The organism is Caulobacter sp. 05T431 (genome assembly GCF_056665975.1).
This window is the reverse complement of record NZ_JBFTKU010000030.1, coordinates 1-26,186: the sequence shown is the minus strand read 5'-3', so window position 1 is coordinate 26,186 and position 26,186 is coordinate 1. Positions and strand designations below refer to the sequence as shown.

Annotated in this window: 13 protein-coding genes and 1 pseudogene; 8 read left to right on the top strand and 6 right to left on the bottom strand. The window is 70.4% G+C overall.

The window, feature by feature from the left end:
- Position 1: 1 nt before the first annotated feature.
- The 5 genes from AC1U89_RS22375 to AC1U89_RS22355 all read right to left on the bottom strand — a co-directional run bounded on the left by AC1U89_RS22375 (position 2) and on the right by AC1U89_RS22355 (position 10,980).
- The gene (locus tag AC1U89_RS22375) at positions 2 to 3,118 is read right to left on the bottom strand and encodes a sugar-binding domain-containing protein (RefSeq protein ID WP_479901841.1); all 3,117 of its coding nucleotides are present in this window, start codon (positions 3,116 to 3,118) and stop codon (positions 2 to 4) included.
- Positions 3,115 to 4,086, bottom strand: coding sequence for a pectinesterase family protein (locus tag AC1U89_RS22370; RefSeq protein WP_479901840.1), 972 nt, complete (start codon positions 4,084 to 4,086; stop codon positions 3,115 to 3,117). The genes AC1U89_RS22375 and AC1U89_RS22370 overlap by 4 nt, the downstream gene beginning before the upstream one ends.
- A 2-nt stretch (positions 4,087 to 4,088) precedes the next feature.
- Entirely contained in the window at positions 4,089 to 6,377 is a 2,289-nt protein-coding gene (locus tag AC1U89_RS22365) for a glycoside hydrolase family 95 protein (RefSeq protein ID WP_479901865.1), read from the bottom strand.
- Between the two features lie 84 nt (positions 6,378 to 6,461).
- Positions 6,462 to 7,349, bottom strand: coding sequence for a rhamnogalacturonan acetylesterase (locus AC1U89_RS22360; protein WP_479901839.1), 888 nt, complete (start codon positions 7,347 to 7,349; stop codon positions 6,462 to 6,464).
- Positions 7,350 to 7,491: 142 nt separating this feature from the next.
- A complete protein-coding gene (locus tag AC1U89_RS22355; RefSeq protein ID WP_479901838.1) occupies positions 7,492 to 10,980 on the bottom strand; it encodes a TonB-dependent receptor domain-containing protein in 3,489 nt (1,162 codons plus the stop codon).
- A gap of 310 nt (positions 10,981 to 11,290) precedes the next feature.
- Here AC1U89_RS22355 and AC1U89_RS22350 point away from each other — a divergent pair, with 310 nt between their 5' ends.
- From AC1U89_RS22350 to AC1U89_RS22340, 3 genes are read left to right on the top strand one after another with little or no spacing between them, the layout of a single operon-like run.
- Positions 11,291 to 11,920 (top strand): sigma-70 family RNA polymerase sigma factor, encoded by a 630-nt coding sequence (locus AC1U89_RS22350; protein ID WP_479901837.1) that lies wholly within the window; start codon positions 11,291 to 11,293, stop codon positions 11,918 to 11,920.
- Entirely contained in the window at positions 11,898 to 12,884 is a 987-nt protein-coding gene (locus AC1U89_RS22345; protein WP_479901836.1) for a FecR family protein, read from the top strand. The genes AC1U89_RS22350 and AC1U89_RS22345 overlap by 23 nt, the downstream gene beginning before the upstream one ends.
- A complete protein-coding gene (locus tag AC1U89_RS22340; protein WP_479901835.1) occupies positions 12,874 to 15,984 on the top strand; it encodes a TonB-dependent receptor in 3,111 nt (1,036 codons plus the stop codon). The genes AC1U89_RS22345 and AC1U89_RS22340 overlap by 11 nt, the downstream gene beginning before the upstream one ends.
- Here the strand turns inward: AC1U89_RS22340 and AC1U89_RS22335 are convergent.
- Positions 15,981 to 17,018 (bottom strand): LacI family DNA-binding transcriptional regulator, encoded by a 1,038-nt coding sequence (locus AC1U89_RS22335; RefSeq protein ID WP_479901834.1) that lies wholly within the window; start codon positions 17,016 to 17,018, stop codon positions 15,981 to 15,983. The two genes, AC1U89_RS22340 and AC1U89_RS22335, sit on opposite strands and share 4 nt — an antisense overlap.
- A 218-nt stretch (positions 17,019 to 17,236) precedes the next feature.
- Between AC1U89_RS22335 and AC1U89_RS22330 the strand changes: the two genes are divergently transcribed.
- From AC1U89_RS22330 to AC1U89_RS22310, 5 genes and pseudogenes are all read left to right on the top strand, one after another.
- Positions 17,237 to 18,802, top strand: a complete 1,566-nt coding sequence (locus AC1U89_RS22330) for a rhamnogalacturonidase (RefSeq protein WP_479901833.1) — start codon at positions 17,237 to 17,239, stop codon at positions 18,800 to 18,802.
- Positions 18,803 to 18,854: 52 nt separating this feature from the next.
- Positions 18,855 to 21,932: a TonB-dependent receptor domain-containing protein gene (locus AC1U89_RS22325; protein WP_479901832.1), complete on the top strand. Its 3,078-nt coding sequence runs from the start codon at positions 18,855 to 18,857 to the stop codon at positions 21,930 to 21,932.
- Between the two features lie 186 nt (positions 21,933 to 22,118).
- Positions 22,119 to 23,729 (top strand): glycoside hydrolase family 43 protein, encoded by a 1,611-nt coding sequence (locus AC1U89_RS22320; protein WP_479901831.1) that lies wholly within the window; start codon positions 22,119 to 22,121, stop codon positions 23,727 to 23,729.
- Positions 23,726 to 25,963 (top strand): hypothetical protein, encoded by a 2,238-nt coding sequence (locus tag AC1U89_RS22315; protein ID WP_479901830.1) that lies wholly within the window; start codon positions 23,726 to 23,728, stop codon positions 25,961 to 25,963. Before AC1U89_RS22320 ends, AC1U89_RS22315 begins: the two co-directional genes overlap by 4 nt.
- Before the next feature lie 67 nt (positions 25,964 to 26,030).
- Positions 26,031 to 26,186 (top strand): annotated as a pseudogene (locus AC1U89_RS22310) (glucuronate isomerase); the annotation flags it as partial.

The following is a 26,186-nucleotide window of genomic DNA, read 5'->3' as shown; positions in this document are numbered from 1 at the left end:
GTCAGGCTCCGTGCACCAGCCAGTCGACGGCGTTGGCCAGCCAGCGCCGCTGCAGCGGGCCAGCCATGTCGGGCAGGCGATGGACCAGCACCCGCATGCCGTCCTTGCGGACGATGAAGCTGGCCGCGCCGTTCTTGCGGTCGTGGTCGCGGCTGTAGGCGGCGATCACCTCGACGCCGGCCCCGTCGACGACCAGGCCGTTGGACGGCTGCCCTTCGACCTGGTGCAGCACGCTCATCCCCATGTCGACCGGCAGGCCGGCGAAGGTCGGGTGGGCGCGCACATAGTTCCAGTTGCCCATCCAGGGCGCGCGCAGGCCGCCGACCGCGCCGGCATGGTCGAACAGGCCCAGGCCGGACAGCTGCCTGGCGACGCCCTCGGCCAGGCCGTCCTCCTGGACCATGGCCAGCAGCGGCGCACCGGCCTTGACCGCCGCCAGCACCTCGGGCGGCAGGTCGCCCAGGACCACCACGGGCTTGTCGTCCTTCTTGGGCTGGGCCTCGAGGCCCGTCTGTTCGCCGACCTGACGGCGGACGATCTCGTCGCTCTTCAGGCCCGAGGCGATGATCCCGTCGTAGCGGACGCCCGGCTTGAAGTCCTCGACCGTCAGTCCGGCCACGCCCGCCAGCCGGTCGCGCAGGCTCTTGGCGATGCCCGAGACGCCGACCCGGATCGGCTTAGCGGGCTTGGCCGCCGGGGCCGTCACCCAGATCTCGCGGTCGGAGACGATGTCGCCCAGGGCGATGCGGATGCGGTTCAGACCCGGACGGGTCATGGCAGGCGTCTTGACGCTCTCGGCCACGAGGTAACTGAACCGATCCGGCGTCTGGGCCGGCGTCGGCCAGCGGCCCAGGGCCTCGACGGCGCCGTCGGGCCCGACCAGGCTGAGCACCATCTCGCCCGCCGCGGGCTTGCCGCTGTCGTTCAGCAGGTAGAGGTCGAGCTCGGCGCTGTCGCCGACCGCATAGGCCAGGGCCCTCGGCTTGGCGATGGCCAGCACCGGCCGCAGGCTCTGGCTCAGAAGACCCGGATCGGCCTTGAAGCCGCGCAGCACGTCGACGATGCCCGAATGGTTCTCGATCGCCGTCGACTCCCAACCCGAGATCGCGGCGACGTCGACCGTCTCGCCGATGCGGATGTTCTCCAGGTACTCGCGCCATGCCTCGTAGGCCTTGCGGCCCACCGACAGGAACAGGGCCTCGCTGGTCGGAAAGGCCTTCTGGAACCCCCAGCGCTCCAGATAGCTGTTGGTCGCCGCGACGATGGCCCTGTGGTCCTCCAGGTCGTAGCTCTTGCCGCCCTTGGCCAGGATCTCGACCAGCATGGCCGGGTGGTTGTCGGCGACGGCGCAGCCCTGCATCTCGCCAAACTCGACGATGAACGGCTTGCCGGTCTGGCGGTGGATGTAGTCGTCCTTGCCCTGGTAGAAGCGGTCGTACCACTGGTCGCCGGCGCCCTGGTGGTTGCCCCACCAGCCGCCCCACTCGTCCTTGTCCGAGCGCCAGTAGCGGTCGTCATAGGGCAGGTACATGGCCTGGGCCGCGCCGCGCGCCACGAAGCCGTCGTTGAGGATGACGGTGCGGCTGGGATCGATGTCGTGGATCGCCTTCAGCACCGCCTGGACGTCGGGGTTCTCCAGGTTCGCGCCGATCTCGTTCTGCAGGGTGTACTGGACCAGCGACGGGTGCGAGCGGAAGGCCCGCGCCATGGCCCGGCACTTCTCGACCAGGAAGTCGCGGCTGAAGGTGTCGGCGGGCGACAGGGTCTCGCCGGGCTTGAGGTCGCGGCCGACGGCGTGGCGACCGCCGCCGGGCTCCATCACCCGCAGCAGGCCCATCTCGTCCATGGCCGCGAACACCTCGGGCTTGCCGACGTTGCGGTGGAAGTGGAGCGTGTTGAGACCCAGGGTCTTAGCCGAGGTCACCTCGCGCCGCGCCAGTTCGGGCGTCGGCCACAGGCCGTTGAAGCCCCAATAGCCCCACGAGATCGCCGAATAGAGCCGCACGCGCCGGCCGTTCAGGCGCAGCAGGGCGTCGGTCCCCAGGCCCTCGGGCGCGAACCAGCGGAAGCCGAAACGGACCTCGCGGGTGTCGACGGCGCCCTTCCCTTCCGTCCACCGCAGTCGCAGGCGATGGAGGACGGGCGTGTCCAGGTCCCACAGCCGGGCGTCGGGCGCATGGACCGCGAACCGGACCTGCAGGCGACGATCGTCGAGCCGCTCCATTGCCTCCAGGCGGACGTCGGCGGCGACCGGCCGGCCCTGGTCGTCGACCAGCGTCGCGGCGGTCTTGGCCTTCAGCCGGTCCAGCCCGCCGGCGCCCAGCGGCTTCTCCAGCGCGACCTCCATAAAGGCGGTGACGCGGCGCGGGTCGGGGGTGTTCAGCACCCAGGCGTCGTCGATGCGCGCGCCCATGGGATGGACGCTGAGAGTCAGGCCCCGATCCAGCCCGCCGAAGCCGTGCGAGGCGAACAGCTTGGCCTTGCCCCACATCATGGTGGTCGAGTCGCGCCAGTCGAAACGCCCGCCGGGATTGGTGATGCGGATCGCCAGGCGGTTGGCCTGGCCCGGGCGCATGGCCTTGGTCAGGTCGCAGGCGATCGGCAACTCCGACATGATCGAGTAGCCGACCAGCTGCTCGTTCATGAACACCTCGGCCCGCAGGCGCGCGCCGCGGATGTTCAGCATCACCCGCTTGCCCTTGGCGCTGGCGGGGATGTCGATGGCCCGGCTCCACCACGACACGCCCTTGTAGGCGCCGTAGAGCGGCACGTCGTCATCCTCGGCGTAGCGGTATTCGTCCGGGCCGTAGGGCCGCGTGCCGAACTTGCCCCAGAAATGTTGCTCGACCGTGGTCGGCAGGGTCACCGTGATCGCGTCCGTCGAGGCCAGGGCGCCCCAGCCGCCGGTGGGCGGATTGATCGGCAGGCTGGCCAGGTCGAACCGGCCCGGCAGGTGGATGTCGTCGTCCTTCCAGGACGCKGTCTGGTCGATCCACAGCTTCCAACCGTCGTCGGGGATCGACTGTTGGTCCGTCGCGGCCAGGGCGGCGTTCGGGGCCAGGCCGGCGGCGGCGCTCACGCCCGCCAGGGCCAGGAAGTTCCGGCGATCCAGGCTCACGGACGCCATCCGTCGGCGCCGGCCAGGAAGACGTCGCGCGACCAGGCCTTGGCCTCGTCGGCGGTCAGCTGGCGGCTCTGCGGCGCACGGGTCGAGGGACTGGCCCCCTGCCCCGTCGAGGCGAACTCGCGGTAGGTCGCGGTGCTGAAGGTGTCTGTCTTGCCCGGCGTCCACTCGCGCCAGCCCGCCGGCTGCAGCTTGGCGTCGATCCGGGTGCGCATGAAGACCACCGTGGCGTAGGGCCGCCAGGCGCGGCCGAACCAGAGTTCGCCCACCTTCGGATCGGCGGTGATCCGGCAGCGGTCGAAGACATAGGCGCTGTCCTGGTCGGGACGCACCTTGCTCTGGGCGGTGATCATCACCGTCTCATGGGCGATCCCGTGGATGTGGCAGCGGTCGAAGAAGGCCTTGGCGTCGCCGAAGATGAAGTCGACATGGCCCTCGATGTAGCAGTCCTTGAAGTACTGGCGGCTGGGGGCGGTCTTCTTGCTGGCGGCGTACAGGGTGTCCTGGGCGCCCAGCAGGCGTACCTTTTCCAGCACGGCGCGGTCGGCGGTGATGGCCAGGGCCACGGCCTGGGACGGGCGGCTGTCCTTGAGGTGGTAGTCGTTCTGGAGGGTCAGGTTGCGGGCCCGGAAGCCGTCGCCCGAGACGTTGACCGAGGCCGACTTGAACGTGCCGCCGGCGGTGATCGCCCCGTCGCTCCAGACCAGCACCACGTCCTGCGGCCGCTTGCCCTTGCCGATCAGCCGGACGTTCGGCTTGGCGATGGTCAGCTTCTCGCGATACTCGCCGGGGGCCAGCTCCAGGGTCCCGCCGTCGTCCGGCAAGGCGTCCACCGCCGCCTGGACGCTGGTGTAGGCCCCGCCCTTGCCGACCTTCAGGGTGGCGGCCCAGGCGTGGCCGCCGACGCACAGCGCCGCGACGCCGCAGACCACKGCGAGACGCCGGTTCAGGAGGGTGGTCACGCTCAGGCTCTCCGCAGCACGCCGTCGCGCGCCGTCAGGCGGACGCGCTGGCCTTTCTTGAGGTCGAGGTCGATCGCGGCGGCGCCGTAGCGCACGTGGTGGCGGCCGTCGGCGGCGGCGGTCAGCACCGCCGTCTCCAGCTTGCCGCGCGACCAGATCACGTCCACCCCGACCGCGCCCCGGGCCCGAAGGCCCGTCAGGCGCCCGGTCGGCCAGGTCGACGGCAGGGCCGGCAGCAGCAGGATCTGGTCGTTGCGGCTCTGCAGGATCATCTCGGTCATGCCCGAGGTCCCGCCGAAATTGCCGTCGATCTGGAACGGCGGGTGGGCGTCGAACATGTTGGGATAGGTCCGCTCGGGGCCCAGCAGCAGCGACAGGATCCTGTGGGCCCGGTCGCCGTCGCCCAGGCGCGACCACAGGTTCAGGCGCCAGGCGATGGCCCAGCCGGTCGAGATGTCGCCCCGGGTGTTCAGCGACACCTTGGCCGCGTCGGCCAGTTTCGGCGTGGTGTCGATGGCGATCTGGTCGCTGGGGAACACCCCGTACAGGTGCGAGACGTGGCGGTGGTGGATGTCGTMGGCGTCGGCATCCCAGTCCTCCTGCCACTCCTGCAGCTGGCCGTCCTTGCCGATCCTGTAGGGCGCCAGCTTCTCGCGGGCGGCGGTCAGCTGGGCGGCGAAGTCGGCGTCGATCCCCAGGATGCCGGCCGACTTGATGCAGGCGGTGAACAGGTCGCGGATGATCGCCTGGTCCATGGTCGGGCCGGCCACCAGGGACGAGCCGTGGCCGTGGCTGTTCTCCGGCGAGATCGACGGATTGGTCACCAGCTTGCCGGACTTGGGATCGACCACCAGGGCGTCCAGGAAGAACAGGGCCGAACCGCGCATCAGCGGATAGACGTCGGCGAGGTAGGCGCGGTCGCGGTTGTAGTCGTAGTGGTCCCACAGGTGCTTGCAGAGCCAGGCCCCGCCGGTCGGCCAGACCCCGAACTTGGCGCCGTCGATCGGTCCGCTGGCCCGCCACAGGTCGGTGTTGTGGTGGGCGACCCAGCCGCGGGCGCCGTACATCACCTTGGCGGTCCGGGCGCCGGTGACAGACAGGTCGCGGACCAGCTCAATCAGCGGCGTCACGCACTCGGCCAGGCCGGTCGGCTCAGCCGGCCAGTAGTTCATCTCGGTGTTGATGTTGATCGTGTACTTGCCGCCCCACGGCGGGAAGGTCTTGTCGTTCCACACGCCTTGCAGATTGGCGGCCTGGCCGCCGGGGCGCGAGCAGGCGATCAGCAGGTAGCGGCCGTACTGGTAGTACAGCGCCGCCAGGGCCGGGTCGTCGGTGCTCTGCGAGACCTTGATGCGCTCGTCGGTGGGGTTCAGCGCCGCCGTGGTGGTCCCGAAATCGACGCCCACGCGGCGGAACAGCGCCCGGTGGTCGGTCTGGTGGGCGGCCAGCAAGGTCCGCCAGCCCTTGGCCGAGGCCTTGGCCAGCACCGCCTTGTTGATCGCGACCGGGTCGCCGCCCACGTCGTCGAAGCGGCGATAGCTGGTGGCGGCGGCGATCAGCAGCAGCACCTCGTCGGCGTCGGCGACCGACAACAGCCCGTCCCTGGCGCTCAGGGTCCCGCCCTTCTTCAGCACCTGGACGCGGCACTCGAACGTCAGCTTCGCGGGAATATCCTGCTGGCTGTCGTTGGACCCGGCCAGGACCAGGGTGTCGCGGCCCTCGACGCCGGCGACCGGCTTGGACTTCAGCGGGCTGTCGAACGACAGGTCCACCGAGATCGCCCTGCCCTTGTCGGCGCTTAGCCGCACGGCGATCACCCGGTCGGGATAGCTGCCGATGACCTGGCGGGTGTAGGTCGTTCCGCCCACCACGAAGCGGGTCGTGGCGATCGCGCCGTCCAGGTCCAGGTCTCGGACATAGTCGGTCGGTTGACCGTCCAGCCCCGGGAAGGTCAGCTTCAGGTCGCCGATGGTCTGGTACGACATCTGGCGCTTGGGCGTGGCCATGAAGCGGGCGTCGGCCACCTCGGTGGCCTTGGCGTAGTCGCCGGCGTCGATCAGGGCGCGGATCTCCGGCAGGACCTTTAGCGCCTCGGGATTGGCCGGGTCGTAGGGGCCGCCCGCCCACAGGGTGTCCTCGTTCAACTGCAGCCGCTCGGCCGCCACCCCGCCGAACACCATCGCCCCCATGCGGCCCGAGCCGATCGGCAGGGCCTCGACCCATTCCTTGGCCGGCTGGCGGTACCAGAGCCGCAGGGGCGAGGCCGGCGCGGCGGCGCGGGCCGGGGTCAGGCCGCCGGTCGCGGCGGCGCCGGCGGCCAGCGCCAGGGTGGTTCTACGGGTCAGCCGCAMGGCGAGGTCCTCGTGACGCGAAAGCTAGGGGATCAGGAAGCGGCGCAGGGTCGGGACGGCCTTGGCCAGGTCGGCGGTGACCATGGTCGCGAAATAGTCCGCGCCTGTCTCGCCCAGATGGGTGTAGTCGAACGACAGCTTGGCCTGGCCCATCGGCTCGACGGCGGCGTTGTTCTGGGCGGCCGGCGCGGGCGCGGCGACAGCCGGCGTCGCGACGGTTCCGGGCGCGGGGGTGTMGGCGGCGATGGTCGTGCCCGTCCGGGCCGCTTCCAGCACGTGGGGCGCCGGCGGGCGCTGAGCGAAGCGCGTCGCCTCGGCCGCGCCCATCGCCTGGACGGCCGCATGACTGTCGGCGTGCAGGTCGACCAGGGGCGTCCCGGTCTCGGCCGCGACCTTGCGGACCGCCTCGGCCCAGGGCGCCAGGTCGTCGACCAGCAGGCCGTCCTTGAACTGGCGGCGGGTCAGGGGCGTGACCAGCACCGGCTTGCCGCCGGCCGCGCGGATGTCCGCGACATAGGCCTTCAGATTGGCCGGGAATTCGGTGGCCAGGTCGGTCGAGCGTCCCGGCTTGCCGGGTTGGTCGTTGTGGCCGAATTGGACCAGCACATAGGTGTCGTTGAACCCGCCCGACCTGATCTCGTCCATCGCCAAGGCCCACGATCCTTCCGTCCGGTAGTTGCCGCTGCTGCGGCCGCCCCGGGCCAGATTGATGCAGGCGGCGAACGAGGTCACGTGCTTGGCGCAGAAACTGGGGCCCCAGCCGCCCTGGACGGCCGTCGTGGAGTCGCCGACCAGCACGATCTTGATCGCGTTGAAGTGCGGCGGCGGGCTCGGAACCGGCGTCTGGGCCCAGGCGCCGGAGACGGAACCGACCGCCAGGCCGGCGGCGAGGACAAGGGCCGTGAAACGCATCCGTCGACTCCGGACTCGGTACTGGAGAAAAGGTGACGGACGGCCGGGAAGAACGGCCATCCGCCGAAGTCACCGCGGGAGGCGGCTTGGCGATCGGCCGCGATCGCGCCGGCTCGACGCCGGGCGACCGCGCCGAATGGGGTCAGTACTTGTAGCGGACGCCGATCCGGTAGTTGGGGCCGGCGCCGCCGTAGGACTGGATGACCGGGTCGTTGTAGCTGAACCGTTCGGACATCTCGTTGGTGATGTTCAGCGCCTCGAACGTGATGCTGACCTGCTCGATCGGCGAGTAGCGCATCGAGAAGTCGACGTTCATGGTCGACTTGGCGCCGTTGAACTCGTTGATCAGCGGGCTGTCGCACGCCGCGCCGGTGGATTGCAGGCCCGGATCGCAGTTGCCCGCCGCCAGCGGATAGCTGGTGTAGTACTGGTCGCGATAGGCCGTGGAGACGCGGGCGTTGAACTTGTCGGTCTCGTAGTAGAGCGTGAAGTTGATGCCCTGCGGCGACGAGCCCAGCCACGGCGCCTTGCCGTAGGTCGGCGCCTTGGTGACCACGCCGGTCGTGGCGTTCACCGCTCCCGGATCCAGGATGTAGGTCAGCTCGGTGTCCAGCTTGGTGGCGTTGAACTGGATGCCCAGGTTCTTGAAGTACCAGGGCAGGAAGGTCAGGTCCTGCTGGAAGTTGAACTCCCAGCCCTGGAGGACCCCGCCCGGCGCGTCGCGGACCTGGCGGGCCAGGAACGGATAGTTGGCGTCGATATAGGCCCGGCGCAGCACGTCGGAGCCGGTCGCGCCCGGGAACTGGGCCTTCAGCGCCGTGATCGCGTCGGCGTCGAGGAACTCGGTCAGCGGCGCTTCGTAGAAGATCGTCTGCGGGTACGACGAGATGTCCTTGCGGAAGTAGGCCAGGCTGATCAGGCCGCCCGGGCGGAAGTACCACTCGGCCGCCAGGTCGTAGGCCTCGCCGCGGAACGGCGACAGCTTGGGATTGCCCACCGTCAGCGTGCCGCCGGTCGTCGAGCCGTCGCCCGGGACGCTGATGCCGGTCACGGCCGGCGACAGGTTGCCCAGCAGCGGACGGGCCATGACCTTGGCCGCCGCGGCGCGGATGTAGAAGTTGTGGAAGGCCTCGAACGTCACGTTGCCCGACGGCAGGGTGTCGTCATAGGTGTTGCCGCCGTAGATCGGCCGGCCGGCGGTGGTTTCGCCTTGGGCGTCCACGGCGGTGTGGGTCTGGCGGACGCCGATGTTGCCCGACAGGCGACGCCCGTCCAGGACGTCGTAGTTGAAGTCGAACTCGGCGTAATAGGCGTAGTTCTTCTCGCTCACCGCGAACGAGGCCGAGCGGTTGCGCTTCCGCGTGATGCGGTAGTCGCCGTACTTGTTGATGCAGTTGCAGGTGAAGCCGAAGACCTTGTCGAAGGCTTCCAGGCTGGGCGCGAAGAAGCTGGTCGTCGTGCCTTCCGGCACGTCCAGGCCCTGGCCGAACTCGATGACCTGGCCCAGCGAGGCGATGCTGACGCCGGCTTCCTTCTCGGTGGGGTTCAGCAGGTCGCTGTTGCGCTCGAACTGGTTGGTGCTGAACTCGTACTTGCGCCCGGTGGCGCCGAACTTCACCGACCAGTTGTCGTCGACCTCGTAGGTGAAGTCGGCCTTGGCGCCCTTGTAGGTGTTGTCGGTCTCGCGCTTGTAATTGCGCATGGCCGAGAAGCCCTTGATGATCCCCCACTTCTTGGGATCGGCGGCGTTGAAGCCCGCGTCGAACCGCGGCATGCCCGTGGCGCCGCGCTCGTCGAAGATGAAGGCCTCCTGGGCGTCCATGTAGTTGAACTCGACCAGGGTGCCCTGGTTGTCGTTCTTGGACTCCGACAGGCCGGCGCTGAACTGGCCGCGGAACTTGTCGCTGAACTCGTGGGTCAGATCGAGCGACACCTGCTTGAAGTCGGTCGTGTAGGCGCCGCGGTCGGCGTACGAGCGCCAGTCGATGTTGCCCAGCTTCAGATATTCGGCGTTCTGGCCGACGACCTCGGCGTCCAGCAGCCTGACCGACGGACGGCCGATCAGGTCGCCGCGGAACKGCAGCGAGGCCTCGGGTCCGGCATAACCCGGCGACAGCGGGTTGGTGTAGTACTCGTACGGATCGAGATTGTAGGGCGAGTAGCTGAAGCTGTAGCCCGGCAGGGGCGTCGTGCCGTACAGCGACTGGCCGCAGTCCTGGCCCGGGTTCAGATCGGTCTCGTCCGCGAAGGTGCAGGTGCCGGGATAGAGCGCGCGGCGCTGGGCCGCCGTCATGGCGGTGCCAGCCCGCGCGGTCGCCGTGGGCACGTTCGCGCCGTACTGGTAGCTGGCGTTGGTGTTGTTGCGGTTCAGGCCGACGGGCGAGAGACCGTAGTTGGTGGTCACGCTCTTGAAGCGCGAGTAGAGGGCGTCGACCGTCAGCTTGGTGCGTTCGCTGATCTCGACCTGGAACGCGGCGGTCAGGCCCAGGCGCTCGGTGTCGACGTCCTTTTCGGTCAGCGACGGCAAGGCCGGGAAGCGGATCAGCGAGTCGTTGCAGCCCGGCGAGGTCGGGGTGAGGGTCTGGATCGGCTGGCCCGCGGCGGCCGAACAGTTCGGATAGAGCTTGGCGTAGGCCACCGGGTCCGAGCCGGTCATCTCGGCATAGGCGGCCGGGTTGGCCAGCGGGTTGTAGTAGTTGGCCGGGTTGGCCTTGTAGGCGTCCAGCGCCGCGCCCGTCAGGGTGGTCGGGATCAGGGCGCGGAAGATCGTGCCGGTCGGGGCGGCGAAGCCGGCGCGGCCGGGCAGTTCGTCGCCGGTCCAGGTCGAGCCGCGATAGGTGTAGTCGGACGAGCCGCCGCCGCGGGCGTAGCTGTCGTCCACCGACTTGCGCTTGGCGTAGGCGCCCGAAACCAGCATGCCGACCTTGCCGTCGAACCACCGGTCGGAGGCCAGGGCGGTCAGGCGCGGGCTGTGGGTCTTGCCGTTCTCGTAATAGGAGTCCTCGGCCGAGGCCGCGAACGCGGCGCCCTTGTAGTCGAACGGCTTGCCGGTGATCAGGTCGACCGTCGCGCCCAGCGAGCCTTCGTCCGCCGAGGCCGACGACGACTTGGTCACCCGCACCGAGCTGAACAGCTCCGAGGCGAAGGCGTTGAAATCGAAGGCCCGCGAGCGGTTGGGGCTGGAGCCGGAGTCGTTGGCCGCGCCGGTCGACAGCGCCTCCATGTTGTTGATCCGCACGCGGCTGAAGTCGCCGCTCAGGCCGCGGACGCTGATCGTGCGGCCTTCGCCGTTGTCGCGGTCGATCGAGATGCCGGGCAGGCGCTGCAGGGACTCGGCCAGGTTCGAATCCGGGAAGTCGGCGATGTCCTCGGCGTTGATGGCGTCCAGCATGACGTCCGAGGTCTTCTTGGTCTCCATCGCGCTGCGCAGCGAGGCGCGGTAGCCGGTGACGACGACCTCGTCGACGGTGTTCTCGACGGCGGCGGCCGGAGCGGTCTGGGCCTCGGCGGTCTGGGCGTAGGCGGCGGTCGCCGCGAGGCCCATCGAAAGGCCCGCCGTGACGGCGGCCGTCAGCGCCAAGCGCGATGAATCGCGCAACAGGGCGCGGGTGTGCGGATGCATGGTGGTCATGGACTCTTCCTCCCCAGTTCGTCCTGGCGGTTCGCGGGCCGCCATTTTTGGTCCGGCCTTTTGTCACCGGTGTCATTAGGATAGACATGGCGAGAACGCGGAGAAAAGAGGAAAAGTTAGCGGTATCATACTAAAATTGCTGAATATTTTTCCCTTTTACAGAGTCGATAGAAACGACGATTTCGACGTGTCGATCCGCACAAGAAAATCCGCATCGCCCCGATTTTTTTCGCTTCCGGTTGATCGCGGGGCCCTTCCCCCTCATCGTCGCGCCCTCAAGAAAAAGAACCGACGCGACTGGGGAGCACCGGTGTTCGAGGCGAAGACGCCCAAGCTTCGAATCGTCAGGCCCGACCGCAGCGGGCCGGACCGCGTCGAAGGCCGATGGCGCGACCGCCCGTCCTATTCGGCGACCTATGCCCGCGAATGGCGCGACGTCTGCGCCTTCCTGCGCGCGCGGTTCGGGCCGGGTCCGCCCGACCCGGAGGACGTGGCCCAGCAGGCCTTCTTCAAGCTGGGCGAACTGGAGGGCGCCGAGCGGCTGGAAAGCCCCCGGGCCTTCGTGTTCCGCGTGGCGATCAACCTGATGCTGGACGAACGCCGCGGGCTGGCCCGCGCCAGCCGGAACCTCGACGCCTCGGCCCCGCTGCTGGCCATCGACGCCGAGGAGGCCCCGGACCTGGAGCGCAGCCTGATCGCCAAGCAGCAGATGGGCCTGCTGGAGAAGGTGGTGCAGGGCCTGCCCGACCGGCACCGCCAATACCTGCTGGCCAACCGCCTGGACGGCCAGAGCTTCGTGGCGATCGCCGAGCGCTTCGGCGTCTCGCAGTCGCTGGTCCGCAAGACCGTCGAGGAGGCCCTGGCCGTCTGCCAGCGCGCCCTGATCCATGGAACCGCCGATTACCGAGGACTGTCGCGTGAACGAAGCCGTCGATCCTGACTCGCCGATCGGCCGGACCGCCCGAGCCTGGGCCCTGGCGGTGGCGGGCGAGGACTTCCCGCCCGAGCGGTCGCGGCTGTTCGGCGCCTGGCTGGACGCCGACCCGCTGCACCGTCGCGCCTATGAAGAGGCCGAAGGCGTGGTCCTGATGCTGGGCGACCTGGGGAGCCTGGGCGTCGCCCCGGCCGCGGCGCGCCCCGCCGCGCGCCGCCCCTCGCCCTGGCGGGTTCCGGCCCTTGCCGCCGCCGGCGCCCTGCTGGCGGCCTGCGTGGCGCTGGCCGTCCTCGCCCTCCCCGGCCCCGCCTACGACACGCGGCCGGGCGAGACCCGCCAGATCGCCTTGAGCGACGGCAGCCAGGTCACCCTGGCCCCGGCCTCGCGCCTGCGGGCCGCCTCGCGCTGGCGGCCCCGCGCCCTGTCGCTGGAGCGCGGCGAGGCCTTCTTCGTGGTCGCCCACCAGGACGGCCATCCGTTCACCGTCCAGGCCGGCGACGCCCTGGTGCGCGTGGTCGGCACGCGGTTCAACGTCCACCACGGCCCCGACCGGCACGTGCGAGTCGAGGTCGAGCAGGGCGTGGTCCAGGTCTCGGACGGCGACGCGGACCGCCCGGTCACCCTGCGCGCCGGACAGACCGCGCTGGCCGACGCGCGCGGCGTGACCGTCGGCGCCCTGCCCCGGCCGGACCTGGCCGGCGGTTGGCGTCAGGGCCGCCTGGCCTATGAGGACGCGCCGCTGGCCGAGGTGGTCGCCGACCTCAACCGCTACGGCCGGCGGCCGCTGGCCATCGGCTCGGCCGCGACGGGCCGGCTGAAGGTCACCGCCGCCTTCGACATCGCCCAGGCCGACCGCTTCGTCGCCGAACTGCCGCGCGTGCTGCCCGTGCGCCTGATCCCCGACGGCCAGGGCGGGCGGGTCCTGGTGGCCGCCGATCCGAAAGGCGCGCCGGAGCCTCATGCCCGGTGAGACCCGCGTCGCCGGCCTCGGCCCCCGACGGGCCGGCCTCTCGGCGGCGCTGGCCCTGAGCCTTGTCCCGGCGATGGTCCAGGCCGCGCCGGCCAGGCCCGTCGACCTGCCCGCCCAGCCGCTGTCGACCGCCCTGCTGGCCCTGTCGCGCCAGACGGGAGCCATCATCATCGCCCCCGCCGCCCTGGTCCGGGGCCGGTCGGCCCCGGCGGTGCGCGGCCGCCTGGAGCCGGCCGAGGCGGCGCGGCGACTGCTGCGCGGGTCCGGCCTCGACCTTTCGGTMAGCGCCGACGGGGTCATCAGCATCCGCCCCGCCGCGCCCCCGCCCGCGATCGCCCTCCCCCGTCCTCCCCCGCCACCGGAGGACAAGGAACCCGCCGCCCTGGGCGCCGTCCAGGTGATCGCCCGCGACGCCGCCAGCGAGGCGCTGTGGCGCAAGCGCCTGTCGGCCGAGAGCAGCGACATCCTGCTGGCCGACGACCTGCGCGGCCTGGCCGAGCCGAGCCTGGGAAACGCCATGCAGATGCTGCCCGGCGTGGCGGTCACCAACGACGGCGGCGAAGGCCGGCAGGTCAGCGTGCGCGGGGTGGGCAGCGAGTTCACCCGGGTCCGCATCAACGGCATGGAGACCCTGGCCACCTTCGGCGGCTCGAACGCGGGCGGCGGCACCAATCGCGGCCGGGCGTTCGACTTCAACGTCTTCGCCAGCGACCTCTTCAACCAGATCCGCGTGCAGAAGACCCCGTCGGCCGATGTCGACGAGGGCTCGCTGGGCGCGACCGTGGACCTGCAGACCCGCTCGCCGCTGGAAGGTCCCCGCTCGCGAGCCCAGCTGACCGTCGAGGCGGCCTACAACTTCGGCAGCGACAAGGCCGTGCCGCGCGTCTCGGCGATCCTGTCGCGCCGTAGCCAGGACGACCGGTTCGGGGTCCTGGTCTCGGCCGCCTACGCCAAGCGGGCGGTCAACGACGTCGGCTCCAACGCCGGACAATGGCAGGCCGGCGACACGGTCTATCCGGGCTTCGGCGCCGCCGCGCCCGGCACGCCCGACCTGGCCGCCCTGAACGCCGCCCTCCACCCCCGCATCCCCCGGCTGGAGGCCTTCAGCATCGAGCAGGAGCGGCTGGGCCTGACCGGCAACCTGCAATGGCGGCCGACCGACCGCACCGACCTCTCGCTGGACGTCCTCTATTCCGAGCTGTCCTCGGAGCGGCGCGAGGACCTGCTGGAGAGCTTCACCTTCCGCACGGCGGGCGCCTGCCGCACGCCGCTCAATTCCGATTGCGGCCTGGCCGCGGTCCGGGTGCGCGAGGGCGAGATCGTCACCCCGCGACCGGGCCTGTCGGCGCTGGTCGCCGGCACGTTCGACAATGTCGACGTCCGCGCCGAGTCGCGGCTGGACCGACTGAAGACCATCTTCCGCCAGACCACCCTGTCGGTCAGCCAGCGGCTTTCGGACCAGCTGACCCTGAAGGCCCTGGCCGGCTACAGTCGGTCGGATTTCAGCAATCCGCTGCAGGCCACGGTCCAGCTGGACCAGTACGACGTCCAGGGGTTCCGCTACGATTTCAGCGATCGTCGGAGGCCCCTGATCGGCTTCGGTTCGGCCGACCTGACGACCGGCGCGAACCTGACCCTGGCCGAGCTGCGCTCCGAGCCCAACTGGGTCGACAACAGCTTCAAGACCGTCGGCCTCGACCTGGAATGGACGCCCTCCAGCGTCCTGACCCTGCGGGGCGGGGTGCAGCACAAGGTCTATCGCACCGACGCCGTGGCCAAGGCGCGGTCAGACGGCAGCATCGCCAACCTCAACGCCGACATCCCGCCCGCCCTGGCGGCAATCCCGCCGTCCGCCTATCTGCGCCAGGCCTGGTCCGACCGTTTCGCCACCGCGACGGGCACGCCCGACGCCTGGCTGGCCCCGGACGTCGCCAAGGCCTTCGCCCTGTTCCAGGCGGCCTGCGCGTCTGGCGCGTGCGGCGCGCTGGACCTGGGTCCCGAGCCGCTGCTGGGCCTCAACTACGCGGTCGAGGAGCACGACAACTCCGCCTATCTGCAGGCGGCCTTCGCGGTTCCGTCCGTCCTGTCGCTGCACGGCGACCTGGGCCTGCGCTACGCCCACACCCGCCAAGCCTCTCACGGCTTCACGACCGATCCCGCCGCGCCCGGCTTCGTGGCCCCGGTGTCGGCGACGCGGGACTATGACGACCTGCTGCCGTCGCTGAACATGGCCGTCGAGCCGCGCCACGACCTGCTGCTGCGCTTCGCCGCCGCGCGGGTGATGGCCCGACCGGACCTGCGCAGCCTGCGCCCCGGGATCAACGTCTCGACCGGCGGCCTGCGGACGGTCTCGGCCGGCGATCCGTTCCTGCGCCCGGCCCGCGCCGACACCCTCGACACCGCCCTGGAATGGTACTTCGCCCCCGGCGCGATCCTCTCGGCGGCGGTGTTCCACAAGACCCTGCATTCCAGCGTCCAGGTCACCTCGACCGCGCCCTCGGTGTTCTCCGACAATCCGTTCGGCCTGCCCGACAGCGTCGCGACCACGGCCTGCGGCCGCCTGCCGGGCTGCGCGGCGGACCTGCCGATCTGGCAGTTCCTGACGCGGACCGACGAGGGCGGCGGCCACCTGGACGGGATCGAGCTGGCGCTGCAGGCGCCGCTGGACCGGATCCGGCCGGCGCTGCGCGGCTGGAGCGTCCGGGGCGGCGTCACCTACACCCGCTCGCGCATGCGGTTCTGGACGCTGGACGGGACGCCGTTCATCGCCCACGACAGCCTGGGCTCGCCGCGCGTGGTGGGCACGATCACCACGGCCTATCGCCGCAACGGCCTGGACCTGCGCGCGACCCTGTCGCATCGCGGCCGCTACCTGACCGCCATCCCCGCCCCGACCGGCGGCGACGTGGACGGCGTCAACGCCTACACCAGCCTGGACCTGTCGGCCCGCTACAGGATCGCGCGCGGCTGGTGGCTGACGGCGGCGGGCGGCAACCTGCTGGACAACGCCCAGCGCCAGTTCACCGACAGCGGCGACCTGGCCAACTACCAGCACCACACCGGGCGGGAGGTCCGCCTGGGGCTGGAGGCGCGGTTCTAGCCGGCGGCCGGAACCGGGCCCACTGACTGGCGCTGGATCAGGGTCAGACCGATCGGCTCGTGCGGCGAGGCGCCGTTCGGGTCGTCGATCATGGCCAGCAGGCTCTCGGTGGCCAGCCGGGCCATCTCGGTCAGCGGGCGGCGGATCGTGGTCAGGGCCGGGGTGATCATCGCGGCCAGGTCGCTGCCGTCGAACCCGGCCACCGACAGCCGACCCGGCACGTCGACGCCGCGCTCGCGGGCGGCCTTGATCACCGCCGCGGCCATGATGTCGTTGCAGGCGAAGATCGCGGTGGGCGGCTGGTCCAGGGACAGCAGCGCCTCGGCGGCGGCCAGGCCGCTTTCGAAGCCGTAGTCGCCCTTCTGGAGATAGGCCTCGGGCATCGGCTCGGGCAGCGCCGCCAGGAAGCCGGCCTTGCGCTGCTGGGCCGAGCGGAAGTGCGGCGGGCCTTCGATCATGGCGATCCGGCGATGGCCCAGCTCGACCAGGCGGCGGCCCAGCTCGAACGTCGCCCCCCGCTCGTCGCTGACCAGCATGCAGGGATATTCCGGCAGCGACACCGAGGCGATGCCCACCGACGGCACGCCCAGCTGGGTCAGGCGCGCGGGGATGGCGGCGATCTCGGAGGTGGGCGGCAGCACGATCAGCCCGTCCACCCGCGAGCGCCGCACGAAGCTCTCGACGTCGGCGGCCACCTCGGGATCGCCGAACCGCACCGGGTGGACGACCAGCTCGTAGCCGTGCCGCGAACAGGTCTCGACGATGCCTCGCTGCAGGGCGCTGATCACGTGGGCGTTGGGATCGTCCTGCACCACCGCGATCAGGAACGAGCGCCCCGAAGCCAGGGCCCGGGCGCGGATGCTGGGGCTGTAGCCCAGCCGGTCGATGGTCTCCAGGACCGTCTTGCGGGTCTCCTCGCCGACATTGGAGGCCTTGTTGAGGACCCGCGAGACGGTGCGAATCGAGACGCCCGCCGCCTGGGCCACGTCGTCGATCGTCACCGACAGCGTCGCGCCGAATTCGCCTTGAGACACCCAAGTCCTCCCGTTTTCCCACCATATGGCATAGCGCGCCTTTGACAGCGTTGCCAGCGCTAGCAGTTCATGTGCCAGCGCTGGCATTTTCAATGCTACCGGTACCAAAATCATTTGACACCGTTGGTATCCGACTGTTTCCTGCCCGCAACGAGCCTGCGGAAGACAGGTTTCCAACGAGGGGAAAGCGCAGGATGAGACTGGATCGAAGAGGGCTCGTGCTCGCGGGCCTGGCCGGCGCCTCGGCGTTTTCCGCCGCCCCTGCTTCCGCCCAACCCCAAGATATTCGGGCCAAGCGCACCGACCCGAGCGCCMACTGGTTCAACATCCGCGACTTCGGCGCCGTGGGCGACGGCGCGGCCATCGACTCCCCCGCCATCAACAAGGCCATCGACGCCGCCGCGGCCCAGGGCGGCGGGGTGGTGCATTTCCCGCCCGGGACCTACGCCTGCTACACCCTGCGCCTGAAGAGCCGGGTCACCCTGCATCTGGGCGAAGGGGCCGTGCTGCTGGCCGCCGCCCCGACCGGTGTCGCGCCCAACGGCTATGACGATCCCGGCCCCGGCGCCGGCAACGCCTATCAGGACTACGGCCACAGCCACTGGACCAACAGCCTGATCTTCGGCGAGGGCCTGCACGACATCGCCATCGTCGGGACCGGCCTGATCTGGGGCAAGGGCCTGACCCGCGGCCACCGCTTCCCCGACGATCCGCCGGACGTCAGCGGCCCCGGCGTCGGCGACAAGGCCATCGCCCTGAAGACCTGCCGCAACGTGCTGCTGCGCGACTTCAAGATCCTGCAAGGCGGCTGGTTCGCCCTGCTGGCCACGGGCGTGGACAACCTGACCATCGACAACCTGATCGTCGACACCAACCGCGACGGCCTGGACATCGACTGCTGCCGCAACGTGCGGGTCACCAACTGCACGATCAACTCGCCCTGGGACGACGGCATCTGCCCCAAGAGCTCGTTCGCCTTAGGCTACGCCCGCCCCACCGAGAACCTGACGATCTCGGACTGCCTGCTGACCGGCAACTACGAGATGGGCTCGGTGATCGACGGCACGTGGAAGACCATGCCGCCGGGCTTCCACGGCTATGGCCGGATCAAGCTGGGCACGGAGTCGAACGGCGGCTTCAAGAACGTCACGATCACCAACTGCGTGTTCGACCACTGCTACGGCATCGCCCTGGAGACCATGGACGGGGCGCTGACCGAAGACATCGCCATCAGCAACATCACCATGCGCGGCCTGGGCTTCCCGCCCCTGTTCCTGCGCCTGGGCAGCCGCATGCGCGGTCCGGCCGGGGTCGAGGTGGGCAAGCTGCGGCGGATCACCATCCAGAACATCATCAGCCATGGGGCCACGCCCCAACCCTCGATCATCGCCGGCGTGGCCGGCCATCCGGTCGAGGACGTCAAGATCAGCGACGTCTACTTCCACTCGCAGGGCGGCGGCTCGGCCGAGCTGGCCCGCCGCCAGCCCCCCGAGGCCGACAAGGCCTATCCGGACCCGGACATGTTCGGCGACCTGCCCGCCTCCGGCTTCTTCATCCGCCACGCCCGCAATATCGAGATGAGCAACGTCGAGATCGCGGTCGAGGCGTCGGACGCCCGCCCCGCCTTCTGGATGCGGGACGTGCAGGACATCGACCTCTTCCGACTCCGCCTGCCCAAGGCCCCGGCCAATTTCGCGCTGGACCAGGTCACGGGCTTCCGGAGCTTCGGCGGCCGCTGGCTCGAGGATCACCGCTTCGACGGGACCGTCAGCCAGACCTTCTAACCAACCTTATGCGCAACGAGCGGCCCCAAGAGCCGCCTCAGGAGGGAACGACATGAACACCAAGCACTACTTCGGCGCGGCTTCGCCCGCCGTCCTGGCCGCGGCGCTGCTGCTTGTGCCAGCGCTGGCACAGGCCCAGGCCACACCGCCGGCGACCGCCAACGACGACGCCGCGACGGTCGAGACCGTGGTGGTCACCGGCTCGCGCCTGGCCTCGCGGGGCTTCAGCGCGCCCACGCCGGTCTCGGTCGTGGGGGCCGAGGAGTTCAAGCTGTCCGGCACCGTGAACGCCGAGCAACTGCTGGGCACCAACCCGCAGTTCGTGGGCTCGCAGAACAACGGCCAGACCGCCAACACCGTCCCCGGCGGCACCGCCACCCTGAACCTGCGCGGCTTTGGGGCGCAGCGGAACCTGGTGCTGGTCAACGGCCGCCGCTTCGCCATCGCCGGCGCCGACCAGACCACCGACATCAACACGATCCCCGTCTCGCTGATCAAGCAGACCGAGGTGGTGACCGGCGGATCGTCGGCGGTCTACGGCTCGGACGCCATCACCGGCGTCGTCAACTTCATCATGCGCGACGACTTCGAGGGCGTCGAACTCAACGGCCAGACCAGCTGGGACAGCCACACCACCACCCCGACCTACAACCTCGACCTGACGGTGGGCGGCAACTTCGCCGAGGGCCGCGGCAACGCCGTCGTCTCGGTCAACTACCTGGATCGCGGCGCCATCTCGCGCGGTATGCGCGGCCACTGGACCTATGACTCCCTGTCGGACGGCTGCGTCACCGCCGGTTCGTTCAGCAAGAGCAAGGCCGGCGTGCCCCTTGCCATCCCGGCCGGCCAGACCTGCGCCCAGGCCGGCGGCCGCATGGGCCTGATCGCCGGCGGCAGCGGCGACATCCCCAACGGCCGCTTCACCGGCGTGCCGACCGTCGGCGGCGCGGGTTCGACCCCGGGCCTGGACGCGGCTCTGATCGCCGCCGGCCTGGGCGGCATGGGCTCGCGCGGCTTCACCTTCGACACCGCCGGCGCCACCGCCCGCCCCGCCCTGACCCCGCAGGACGACTTCAACCTGGGTCCGGACAACTACCTGATCATCCCGCAGAAGCGCTGGATGATGAACGCCTTCACCCACTACGACTTCAACAGCCGGATGACGGGCTACCTGGAGGGCCACTTCAGCAACAACGTCGTCGACATGCAGCTGGCGCCGACCAACATCAACGGCCCGTTCCTGTTCAACACCAACAACCCCTACCTCTCGCCCCAGATGCAGGAGGTGCTCCGGCAGATGGACCTGAAGGAGGTGGGGACCACGACGGTGACCACCGGCACCGCCACCCGCACCACGGTGGCCGGCGACGGCCTGGCGGTGATCAATGTCGGCCGGCGCCTGCGCGAGATCGGCCTGCGCCGCAACAACGCCGAGCGCAACGTCTGGCGCTTCGCGGCCGGCCTGCGCGGCGACCTGGGCAGCGTCTCCGACAGCTTCCTGCGCAACCTCAGCTACGACGCCTACTACACCTACGCCCGCACCTCCGAGACCGACCACCAGGAGGGCAACGCCTCGCGCAGCCGCTTCCAGGCCAACCTGCTGTCGGTGGGCGGCGCCCCGCCGGTGCTGAACATCTTCGGGGCGAACATCTCGACGGCCGGGGTCCAGGCGATCTCGATCGCGGCCACCAACATCACCGAGGCCGAACAGCAGGTCGCGGCGGCCAACCTGTCGGGCGAGGCCTTCAGCCTCCCGGCCGGCCCGGTCGACTTCTCCACCGGCTTCGAGTGGCGCTACAACGCGGCCCGCTACACCCCCGACGAGTTCCTGCGCTCGGGCGACGTGGTCGGCTTCAACCCCGGCCTGCCGACCGGCGGCAGCACGATCGTCAAGGAAGTCTACGGCGAAGCGCGCGTGCCGATCCTGGCCGACCTGCCCTTCGTCAAGAACCTCAGCGCCAACGGCGCCTTCCGCTATTCGGACTATAATCTGAAAGGCGTGGGCGGGGTCTGGACCTATTCGGTCGGCGGCGCCTGGCAGGTGACCTCGGACGTCAACTTCCGCGGCCAGTTCCAGCATGCCATCCGCGCCCCGAACGTCGGCGAACTGTACGGCGGCCTGGCCCAGAGCTTCGACGCGGCCACCGATCCGTGCTCGAGCCGCGCCCCCGTCGCCCAGCAGACCGCCGCCGTCCGCGCCGTCTGCGTGGCCACCGGCGTCCCGGCCGCCGCGGTCTTCACGCCCGGCGTGCAGTCCAACACCATCATCGGCAACCTGCAGGGCGGCAATCCGAACGTCGGGATCGAGAAGTCCGACACCTACACGTTCGGCGCGGTCATCACCCCGCGCGCCCTGCCCGGCCTGGCCGTCAGCATCGACTACTTCAACATCAACCTGGACGGCGCGATCTCGGCCCTGGGCGGCGGCCTGAACAACACCCTCAACCTCTGCTACAACATCGTCCAGAACGCCCAGAGCGAGTTCTGCCAGGCGATCAAGCGCAACCCGGTCACCGGCGAGATCGCCCCGCCCTATTACGCGACGATCACCAACGCCAACACCGGCGGCCTGAAGACCGCCGGCGTCGACTTCGTGGCCAACTACCGGTTCAGCGCCGACTTCGGCATCCCGGGTCTGAGCCAGGACAGCCGGTTCGAGATCTCCACCCAGTGGACCTGGCTGGACGAGTTCACCTCGACCCCCGTCCAGGCCTTCCCGAACATCAAGAACTACTGCGTGGGCGCCTACGGCCCGACCTGCGGCCAGCCGATCCCCGAATGGAAGGGCGGCACCCAGGTGATCTGGCATACCGGCCCGCTGACCCTGAACCTGCGCCACCGCTATGTGGGCGAGGTGATGACCGACAAGTACATCCTGCCCAAGCGCGCGGGCGGGACGGTGCCGAGCCTGGAAACCCTGACCAACCCCAAGCTGCCGGCCCAGAACTACTTCGACGCCTCGTTCACCTACGACATCGTCGAGAACGTCCAGGTGTACGGCGGCGTCAACAACATCGCCGACCGGGACCCACCGGTCCTGGGCAGCTCGTCGCCGTCGGCCAACACCTACGCGGCCACCTACGACGTCCTGGGAACCACCTTCTTCCTGGGCGGCAAGCTGAAGTTCTAGGAATGTCTGGAGGAAGCGTGTGTTTCTGTTCGAGCGGGGCCGGGCCTGATCACCCCGGACCGCGCGACGCTTCCTCCTGGCCCGGGCGCGCGTCCGTTCGGCGGTCCTTCCCCGTCCCGCGCGCGCCCGACTGCCCTCGATCGTTTTGACGGGACCTGTGCGATGCGCGTGAAGCCGCTTGGACTTATGGGACTATCCGCCCTGGCGCTGACGCTGGCCGCCGCGCCGGTCCCCGCCGCGCAGCCGGCGGCGACCTACCGCAATCCGATCCTGCACGCCGACTATTCGGACCCGGACGTGATCCGGGTCGGCGACCGCTACTACATGGTCGCCTCGACCTTCCATTTCTCGCCGGGCCTGCCGGTGCTGGAGTCCCGGGATCTGGTCCACTGGACGATCCTGGGCCACGTGCTGCCCAAGCTGACCTTCGCGCCGGAATACGACCTGCCCGGCCCCGTCCCCACCGACGACACGGGCGCGCGGATGCCGCGCGACCAGCGGACGGTGGGCCAACGCTACGCCGGCGGCGTCTGGGCCCCGTCGATCCGCCATCACGACGGGCTGTTCTACGTCTACTTCCCCACGCCCAACGAGGGGATCTTCGTCTCCACCGCCAAGCGGCCCGAGGGACCGTGGAGCGCGCCGGTCGCGGTGATCGCCCAGGCGGGCCTGGAAGACCCCTGCCCCTTCTGGGACGACGATGGCCAGGCCTATCTGATCCACGGTAAGGTCGGGGCCGGGCCGCTGGTGCTGCACCGCATGGCGTCCGACGGCAAGTCGGTGCTGGACGCCGGCAAGGTTATCGTCGAGGACCCCGAGGCCCTGCCCGTGCTGGAGGGGCCGAAGCTCTACAAGCGCAACGGCTGGTACTACATCTTCGCGCCGATCGGCGGGGTCGAGACCGGCCCGCAGGCGGTGCTCCGCTCACGGAACATCTGGGGACCCTACGAGCACCGCGCGGTGCTGGCGCCGGGCCGGACCGCCTGGAAGGGCCCGCACCAGGGCGGCTGGGTCGAGACCCCGTCCGGCCAGGGTTGGTTCCTCCACTTCAACAGCGCCGGCGCCTATGGCCGCATCGTCCACCTGCAGCCGGTGTCCTGGAAGGACGACTGGCCGGTGATGGGCGAGCCGATCCCCGGCGCCGGCCCCGACGAGACCGCCGGCCAGCCGGTGTCCCAGCACGCCATGCCGGATGTCCGGGGACGCTTCCCGCCGGTCCAGCCCCAGACCTCCGACACCTTCGCCGCGCCCCGGCTGGGGCCGCAGTGGGAGTGGAACCACAATCCCGACGACCGCCGCTGGAGCCTGACCCGGCGCCCCGGCTTCCTGCGCCTGGCCTCGGCCCCGGCTCCGAACCTGGTCTCGGCGCGCAACACCCTGACCCAGGTGCTGCAGGCCGAGCATTCGGTGATCACCACGCGCCTTGACGCCGGCGGCCTGGCCGACGGCCAGCGCGCGGGCCTGGCGATGTTCGGTCAGGGGATCAGCTGGATCGGCGTGGTCCGCAAGGACGGCGCCTCGCGGGTGACCTTCTCGTCGGCGGGCGTCGAAAGCCCCGGTCCCGCCTTGCCCGCCAAGGTCCTGGACCTGCGGGTCGAGGTCGCCGACCAGACCGCGCGCTACAGCTACAGCCTGGATGGCGGCAAGACCTTCGTCGCTCTGGGCGGCCCCGCCCCGCTGCGCTTCAGCTGGTGGAAGGGCGCGCGGCCGGCGCTGTTCACCTACAGCGACCCGGGCCAGGCCAAGCCGGGGAACGCCGACTTCGACTGGGTGACGGTCAAGGCGGTGACGCCATGATCCGCCTCGCCGCCCTGGCCGMCATCGTCGCCCTGGCCGCCGCCGGTCCCGCCCTCGCCCAGCCGATCGACCGCCACGCCCTGGTCTCACGCCACGACCCCAGCCTGACCGCCGTCGATCCGCACGCGCCGATGATGGTCGGCAACGGGTCGCTGGGGTTCGCCGCCGACATCACCGGCCTGCAGACCTTCCCCGAACAGTACTCGCCCCTGGCCCCGCTGCTGACCATGGCCCAGTGGTCGTGGCACAGCTTCCCGAACCCCAAGGGCTACACCGAGGCCGACGGGCTGGTTCCGGTCGATGTCCCAGGACGCGGCAAGCAGCCTTATGCCTGGATGAAGGGCGGGCTGGAGAAACCCAACCCCGCCGACGCCTGGCTGCGCGAGAACCCGCACCACTTCTCGCTGGGCCGCATCGGCCTGGACCTGCGCGACGCTCAGGGCCGCCCCGCCGCCTTCGCCGACCTGTCCCAGACCCGCCAGACCCTGGACCTGTGGACCGGCGCCCTGACCAGCACCTTCGTCTATGACGGCCAGCCGGTGCGCGTGGAGACCCGCGTCGCGGCCGACCGCGACGTCGTGCTTGTCGAGATCGTCTCGCCCCTGGTGGCGGCCAGCCGGCTGGGCGTGACGGTGCGCTATCCCGGCGTGTCGGCGAACCTCAATCCCGATCCGTCGGACTGGAGCCATCCCGAGCGCCACACGACCACCGTCACCGGCCGCGCGCCGGGCCACTTGGTCCTGTCGCGACGCCTGGACGGCACGGTCTACGGCTCCAGCATCGACGCCGCCKGGGCGACGATTGCGGCGAGCGGCCCCCACGCCTTCACGGTGCGCCCGGGCGCCGGCGACAGGCTGGTGGTGATGGTCGGCTTTTCACGAACCGCGAAGGCCCCGCCGCCCCTCGCCTACACCCAGGCCCGCGACGCCGTCACCGCCCACTGGCGTGACTACTGGACCCAGGGCGGGGTCGTCGACTTCACCGGCAGCACCGATCCCCGCGCCGCCGAGCTGGAGCGCCGGGTAGTGTTGTCGCAGTACCTGTCGGCCCTGAACGGCGCGGGCGACACCCCGCCCCAGGAGGAGGGCCTGTTCTCCAACAGCTGGAACGGCAAGTTCCACCTGGAAATGCATCCCTGGCACTCGGCCCATTTCGCCACCTGGGGCCGCCCCGCCGAACTGGAGCGCGGCCTGGCCTGGTACCTGGCCGACCTGCCCAAGGCGCGGGCCGAGGCCCGGCGGCACGGGATCGACGGCGCCTGGTGGCCGAAGATGGCCGGACCCGAGGGCCGCAACAGCCCCAGCTCCATCTCGCCCTTCATCATGTGGCAGCAGCCGCACCCGATCCTGATGGCCGAGCTGGCCTTCCGGGCCCGTCCCGACCCGGCGACCCTGGCGCGCTACGGCGAGGTGGTCGACCAGACCGCCCGCCTGCTGGCCGCCTGGCCGCGCTGGGACGCCGCCAGCGGCCGCTACGTACTGGGTCCGCCGATCATCCCGGTGCAGGAGAACTACGACCCCCTGACCACCGTGAACCCGACCTTCGAGGTCGAGTACTTCCGGCGCGGCCTGCAGGTCGCCCAGGCCTGGCGCGTGCGCCGGGGCCTGCCGCGCGAAGCCCAGTGGGACGAGGTCATCGCCAAGATGTCGACGGCGGCCCAGCGCGACGGCCTCTACCTGGCGACCGAAAGCTCGCCCGACCTCTGGACCCAGGCCGCCTCGCCGGCCTGCGACGGCCACGCGACGGGGGCGTGCGAGAACCGCGACCACCCCTCGTTCCTGATGGCCTACGGCCTGATCGGCGGCGACCGGATCGATCCGGAGACCATGCGTCGGACGCTGGCCGCCACCGAGGCCCACTGGGACCTGCGCCAGACCTGGGGCTGGGATTTTCCCATGGTGGCCATGACCGCCGCGCGCCTGGGTCAGCCGGAGGACGCGGTCGACTGGCTGTTCAAGGACCTGAAGAACAACCAGTGGGGCGTCACCGGCATGACGCCGCGGGTCCATGCCGACGAGCACGCCATCGCCTTCACGCCCGGCGCGCCCGGCGGGGCTGGTCCCGACGGTCCGGGCTATCGCCGCGCCGCCGAGACCTACTTCCCGTCCAACGGTTCCCTGCTGCTGGCCGTCGGCATGATGGCCGCCGGCTGGGACGGCTCCAAGGGTCCGGCCCCCGGCTTCCCCAGGTCCGGCTGGACCGTCCGCGCGGAGGGGCTGACGCCCCTGCCCTAACCTCGTTCGTCCTCCCCCTGCGGCCGGCGTCCCGGCGTCGGCCGCCCTTTTTTCCAGGTGCAGTTCCATGACCCGGCCTCTGGTTTTTCACGACGACCGCCTGTTCCCGGCCGACGAGCGCACGCGGGGGATCGCGAGGGCGCTGTACGGCCAGGTCAAGGGCCTGCCGATCATCAGCCCGCACGGCCACACCGACCCGGCCTGGTTCGCGACCTTCGCGACC